Source organism: Agromyces humi, assembly GCF_009720255.1.
Taxonomy (GTDB): Bacteria; Actinomycetota; Actinomycetes; order Actinomycetales; family Microbacteriaceae; genus Agromyces; species Agromyces humi.
On the sequence record NZ_WJSP02000240.1, the window covers coordinates 1 to 5,728 of the forward strand.

The following is a 5,728-nucleotide window of genomic DNA, read 5'->3' on the forward strand; positions in this document are numbered from 1 at the left end:
GCCCGCCGCGTGGCCCGTGCGGTGCCCGGCCTCACCGTCGTGATCGACCACCTCGCCAAGCCGCCCGTCGGCACCGACGCCGTCGACGCCTGGCGTGCGGAGCTCCGGGGGGTCGCGGCGCTGCCCAACACGATGGTGAAGTTCTCGGGCCTGCACCTGCCGGGCGTGCCGTTCGAGGTGGAGACCATCGGCGCCCTGCTCGACGTGGCGCTGGAGCTGTTCGGCGCCGACCGGATCATGTACGGCGGCGACTGGCCGATGTCGGTGCCGCACGGGGGGTACGCGCCGACGTGGCGGGTCATGCGCGAGAGCCTCGAGCGACTGTCACCGAGCGACCGGGATGCCGTGCTCGGCGGCAACGCCGAGCGGTGCTATCTCGACACAGACATCCGATCGCTAGCTCCTCGAAACGCCGATGTCACGTCCTCAGCGAAGAGAAGCGCGGGAAACATCCGATGAGTAGTACACTCGACCCGTCCATCTCATGGAAGAGAGGCACCAGGTGCTGAGCGGCATCCATCCGATCCTCGTCGGCGACCTGCTCGCCGCGCTCGATCGACTCGGGCACGGCGAGGAACTCGTCGTCGCCGACGCCAACTTCCCCGCCCATGGCGTGGGCGCACCGGTCGTGGAGACGCCCGGGCTCTCGTCGCCCGCCGTCGTCGAGGCGATCCGCACCGTCTTCCCCCTCGACGAGTACGAGGCCGAATCGGTGCTGCTCATGCGATCGGAGGACGCCGTTCGTCCGCCCGTGCAGGAGGCGCTGGTGGCCGCGGCATCCGCGCCCGTCGACCGCGTCGGCGAGTTGGAGCGGTTCGCGTTCTACGAGCGCGCACGCGGCGCGCGCCTGGTCGTCCGCACGGGGGAGCAGCGGCCCTACGGCAACCTGGTGCTCCGCAAGGGCGTCGTGGGCGAGTACCGACCGGCCGGAGCCGCACGATGAGCGCCGAGGCATCCGGCACCCCGCCGCTCCTCGAGGTCGAGGGCGTGAGCAAGGGGTTCCCCGGCGTGCAGGCGCTCGACGACGTGCGGCTCGACCTGCGCCACGGCGAGGTGCTCGCGCTCGTCGGCGAGAACGGCGCCGGCAAGTCGACCCTGATGAAGCTGCTCGCGGGCATCTACACCCCCGACGCCGGCGTGTTCCGCATGAATGGGCGCGACCTCCTGCTCGACGGGCCGCGGCACGCGCAGGAGCAGGGCATCAGCATCATCCACCAGGAGTTCAACCTCATGCCCGACCTGACGGTCGCGCAGAACATCTTCATCGGCCGTGAGGAGCGCGGCGCCGGCATCTTCCTCGACGATCGCGCACTGAATCGCCGGGCGCAGGACCTGTTCGACCGACTCGGCCTCGCGCTCGACCCGGCCGAGCCCGTCGAGCGGCTCACGGTCGCCCGCCAGCAGATGGTCGAGATCGCCAAGGCGCTGTCGTTCGACGCGAAGGTGCTCATCATGGACGAGCCGACCGCCGCGCTCAACGACGCCGAGGTCGACGTGCTGTTCGAGCTCATCCGGCGGTTCCGGTCGCCCGAGACCGGGGTGATCTACATCTCCCACCGCATGGAGGAGCTGGCGCGCATCTCCGACCGCATCACCGTGCTGCGGGACGGGCGCTACATCGACACGCTGGTCACCGCTGAGACCGACCAGCGCACCGTCATCTCGCTCATGGTCGGCCGGCAGCTCGCCGGCGATGACCGCCCCACCGGCTCCGCCCCCGCGGGCGAGCCGGTGCTCTCGGTGCGCGGCCTCTCGACGAAGCGTCTCCTGCGCGACGTCAGCTTCGACGTGCACGCCGGTGAGATCCTCGGCTTCGCCGGGCTCATGGGCGCCGGGCGCACGGAGGTGGCCCGCGCGATCGTGGGCGCCGACCGTCGTGACTCCGGCGTGATCTCGGTCCGTGGCCGTGAGGTGCAGATCCAGAGCCCGGCGGATGCCGCGCGCCTGGGCATCGGCTACCTCTCCGAGGACCGCAAGCAGCTCGGCGTGCTCCTCGAGCGCAGCGTCCGCGAGAACATCGTGCTCGCGTCGCTGAAGGACTACCTCGGCGCACTCGGCTTCGTGCGCGACCGACGCATCGAGACGACCGGCAGGGAGTACGTGCAGAAGCTCCGCATCAAGACGCCGTCGACCGCACAGCTCGTGCGCAACCTCTCGGGCGGGAACCAGCAGAAGGTCGTGATCGCCAAGTGGCTCGCGAAGGACTGCGATGTGCTCATCTTCGACGAGCCGACGCGCGGGATCGACGTCGGGGCCAAGGAGGAGATCTACGGGCTGCTCCGCGATCTCGCCGGCCAGGGCAAGGCGATCGTGATGATCTCGTCGGAGCTGCCCGAGGTGCTCCGCCTGGCGGACCGCATCGCCGTCATGGCCGAGGGCCGGCTCACCGCCGTGCTCGACAACGCCGCCGCCACCCAGGAGAACGTCATGGACTACGCCACCCGCTTCAGTGCCGAAGGGACGATCACTCGATGAGCCCCACCACCACCCCCCAGCGGTCGGACACCCCGTCGACCTCCGCCTATGCCGCGGTCGACGCGGGAACCCCGCGCTTCGCCCGGCTGCGCGGGTCGCTGCAGCAGCTCCTCGCCGCAGCGAGCCTGATCGTGATCGTCGTGTTCTTCTCGTTCGCGAGCTCGCATTTCTTCACGGCGAACAACCTCATCTCGATCCTGACCGCGGCCACCGTGACCGGCATCCTCGCGCTCGGCACGACCTTCGTCATCATCACGGGTGGCATCGACCTGTCGATCGGCACCGTCATGGTGCTCTGCGGCGTGATGGCGGGCGTCTTCCTCACCTACTGGGGCTGGCCGCTCTGGGCGGGGGTCGCCGCGACGATCGTCTTCGGGGGCCTCATCGGGCTGATCAACGGCGTCAACGTGTCGGTGCTCGGCATCCCGCCGTTCATCGCGACCCTCGGCATGATGCTCATCGCCGCGGGCCTGTCGCTGGTGATCTCGGGCACCAAGCCGATCTACTTCAACGAGACCCCCGAGTTCCAGTCGATCATGAACCTGTCGATCATCCCGGGCATGCGGTTCCCGCTGGGCGTGCTGATCTTCATCGTCATGATCGTCATCGCCGCGGTGCTGCTCTCGAAGACGATCGTCGGCCGGTACACCTTCTCGATCGGCTCGAACGAGGCCGCGACCGCGCTCTCCGGCGTCAACGTGCGCCGCTGGAAGATCATCATCTACACGATGGCCGGCCTCTTCGTCGGGCTCGCGGGCGTGCTCTCCGCGTCGCGCCTGTCGTCGGCCCAGCCGACCGGCGGCATGGGCCTCGAGCTCGAGGCGATCGCGGCGGTCGTCATCGGCGGCACGTCCCTGCAGGGCGGCAAGGGCTCGATCGTCGGCACCGTGATCGGCGCGCTCATCATGGCCGTGCTGACCAACGGCCTGCGCATCATCTCGGTGCCGCAGGAATGGCAGTCGGTCGCGGTCGGCGTCGTCATCCTCGTCGCCGTCTACCTCGACATGCTCCGCCGCAGACGGGCCGGCTGAACCTCCCTGACCCGGGCGACCGCCTCATGGCCGCCTGCTCGACCGCACCACCCTGCATCACCTACCCACGGCAACACAGACACAAAGGAGTGACCATGTTCAGAAAGCGTTCGATCGGGGTCGTCGGCCTCGCGGCCGCCGCGCTCGTGCTCGCGGGCTGCGCCAGCGATGGCGGCGGCGGATCGGCCGACGCCGGCGGAGGCGACACTCCCTATGTCGCACTCGTCTCGAAGGGGTTCCAGCACCAGTTCTGGCAGGCCGTGAAGTCGGGCGCCGAGCAGGCGGCAGAGGAGTACGGCGTCGAGCTCACGTTCGAGGGGCCCGACACGGAGGCCGACGTCGACCAGCAGATCCAGATGCTGCAGACGGCGCTCGACAAGAGCCCGGCGGCGGTCGGCTTCGCGGCGCTCGACAGCCAGGCAGCCGGCCCGCTGCTGCAGCAGGCCAAGGACGCCGGCATCCCCGTGATCGCGTTCGACTCCGGGGTCGACAGCGACATCCCGCTCACCACCGCGGCGACCGACAACCTCGCGGCGGCCGCCGAGGCCGCCAAGCACCTCGCCGAGGCCGTGGGGCACGAGGGCAAGGTCGCCCTCGTCGTGCACGACCAGACGTCGGTGACCGGCCAGCAGCGCCGAGACGGGTTCGTCGACTACATGGAGGAGAACGAGCCGAACATCGAGATCGTCGACATCCAGTACGGCGGCGGCGACCAGGCCAAGTCGGCGGACCTGGCCAAGGCGATCATCGCGGCCAACCCCGACCTGAAGGGCATCTACGGCTCGAACGAGGGCTCGGCGATCGGCGTGGTGCAGGCCGTGAAGGAGCTCGGGATCGACCCGACGCAGCTCGCGGTCGTCGGATTCGACTCGGGCAAGGCGCAGATGGATGCCATCCGCGACGGCCTCATGCTCGGGGCCATCACGCAGAACCCCGTCGGCATCGGCTACGAGACGGTGAAGGCCGCCGTCGAGGCGATCGACGGCAAGGACCTGCCGAAGACGATCGACACCGGCTACTACTGGTACGACGCGTCGAACATCGACGACGAGAAGATCCAGGCCGTGCTCTACGAGTAGGCCACGGATTTCACGAGGGGGTGACGGCCGCGGCCGTCGCCCCCTCCTCGTGCACGAGCGTCGCGCGTCGACGGCTCACGCGCCGGGGATGCTCAGAGGGCGGACCGCAGCCACTGCTCGACGCCCGACACGTGCACCACGGTGAGGGCGGAGGCCAGGTCGGCGTCGCCGGCCGCGATCGCGTCGAGGATGGCGTGGTGCTCCTGCAGGGTGCGGTCGACCGCGTTCTCCTGCGTGATGCCGCGCCAGATGCGCGCCCGCACCGTGTGGCTCGACAGCGAGTCGATGAGGCTCGCGAGGTAGGTGTTGCCGGTCGCCTCGGCGATGCCGCGGTGGAACTCCAGGTCGTGCTCGACGAGGCCCTCGACGTCGGCGGCGTGATCCACGCTGTCGACGACCGCGCGCAGGCCGGTGAGCGCGTCGTCGTCGGCGTTCCGGGCCGCGAGCGCGGCAGCGGCGGGTTCGAGGATGCGCCGCACCGCGAAGATCTCGAGCACCGACTGGTCGTCGTGGAGGTCGACCACGAACGACATCGCCTCGAGGAGCAGCCGGGGCTCGAGGCTCGTGACGTAGGTGCCGTCCCCGCGCCGCACGTCGAGCACCCGGATCACCTCGAGGGCCTTGACGGCCTCGCGGAGGGACGACCGGGAGAGCCCCAGGCGCTCGCTGAGCTCCTTCTCGGGCGGCAGCCGATCGCCCGGGGCGAGCTCGCCCGCGAGGATCATCTCCTTGATGCGCAGGATCGCTTCGTCGGTGACGGCCATGCTCCGCATCGTAGCGCCACCGGCGGCAGACATCCGATCTCTACGCGGCGCGCCAGAGGTGCATGGAAGCGTAGCTGCGCCACGGCGCCCACTGCACGCCCTCGGCGGCGAGCCGGGCGGGGTCGCCGGGCAGGCCGAGCGCGACGGCCCCGTTGCGCAGGGCGAGGTCGCCGGTGAGCAGGACGTCGGGCGCGCGGGTGACGCGCATCGCCACGTAGCCGGCGGTCCACGGTCCGATGCCGGGCACGGCGAGCAGGTCGCGGTCGAGTTCCGGCATCCGAGCTGGCACGTCGACGAGGTGTACCGACTGCTCGAGGTCAACGACACGGCGTACTGCGTGATGAGCGGCGCCGAACTCCCATGCATCCTCCGTGCCACC

The 5,728-nt window shown here is 70.1% G+C and carries 6 protein-coding genes and 1 pseudogene; 6 read left to right on the forward strand and 1 reads right to left on the reverse strand.

Translation table 11 applies throughout. The annotated features are described in order from the left end of the window. From GH736_RS15885 to GH736_RS15905, 5 genes are all read left to right on the forward strand, one after another. The coding region (locus GH736_RS15885) for an amidohydrolase family protein (RefSeq protein WP_159605065.1) at positions 1 to 459 on the forward strand (459 nt) is incomplete at its 5' end. A 25-nt stretch (positions 460 to 484) separates the two neighbouring features. Further along, the gene (locus GH736_RS15890) at positions 485 to 943 is read left to right on the forward strand and encodes an RbsD/FucU family protein (protein ID WP_235934320.1); all 459 of its coding nucleotides are present in this window, start codon (positions 485 to 487) and stop codon (positions 941 to 943) included. Next, complete coding sequence (locus GH736_RS15895; protein WP_159605067.1) at positions 940 to 2,475, forward strand: sugar ABC transporter ATP-binding protein; 1,536 nt, start codon at positions 940 to 942, stop codon at positions 2,473 to 2,475. The genes GH736_RS15890 and GH736_RS15895 overlap by 4 nt, the downstream gene beginning before the upstream one ends. Next, entirely contained in the window at positions 2,472 to 3,506 is a 1,035-nt protein-coding gene (locus tag GH736_RS15900; RefSeq protein WP_159605069.1) for an ABC transporter permease, read from the forward strand. The genes GH736_RS15895 and GH736_RS15900 overlap by 4 nt, the downstream gene beginning before the upstream one ends. Positions 3,507 to 3,601: 95 nt before the next feature. Further along, entirely contained in the window at positions 3,602 to 4,585 is a 984-nt protein-coding gene (locus GH736_RS15905) for an ABC transporter substrate-binding protein (protein ID WP_159605071.1), read from the forward strand. 92 nt (positions 4,586 to 4,677) lie between these two features. Here GH736_RS15905 and GH736_RS15910 read toward each other — a convergent pair whose 3' ends face one another. Further along, complete coding sequence (locus tag GH736_RS15910) at positions 4,678 to 5,349, reverse strand: FadR/GntR family transcriptional regulator (RefSeq protein ID WP_159605073.1); 672 nt, start codon at positions 5,347 to 5,349, stop codon at positions 4,678 to 4,680. A gap of 253 nt (positions 5,350 to 5,602) precedes the next feature. Here GH736_RS15910 and GH736_RS25765 point away from each other — a divergent pair. Further along, positions 5,603 to 5,728, forward strand: a pseudogene (locus GH736_RS25765) (DUF72 domain-containing protein); the annotation flags it as partial.

What these genes read in the sequence shown, in the direction of transcription:
- GH736_RS15890 (WP_235934320.1), top strand. Translation starts at nt 485, where the DNA reads ATGGAAGAGAGGCACCAGGTGCTGAGCGGCATCCATCCGATCCTCGTC.
- GH736_RS15895 (WP_159605067.1), top strand. Translation starts at nt 940, where the DNA reads ATGAGCGCCGAGGCATCCGGCACCCCGCCGCTCCTCGAGGTCGAGGGC.
- GH736_RS15900 (WP_159605069.1), top strand. Translation starts at nt 2,472, where the DNA reads ATGAGCCCCACCACCACCCCCCAGCGGTCGGACACCCCGTCGACCTCC.
- GH736_RS15905 (WP_159605071.1), top strand. Translation starts at nt 3,602, where the DNA reads ATGTTCAGAAAGCGTTCGATCGGGGTCGTCGGCCTCGCGGCCGCCGCG.
- GH736_RS15910 (WP_159605073.1), bottom strand. Translation starts at nt 5,349, where the DNA reads ATGGCCGTCACCGACGAAGCGATCCTGCGCATCAAGGAGATGATCCTC.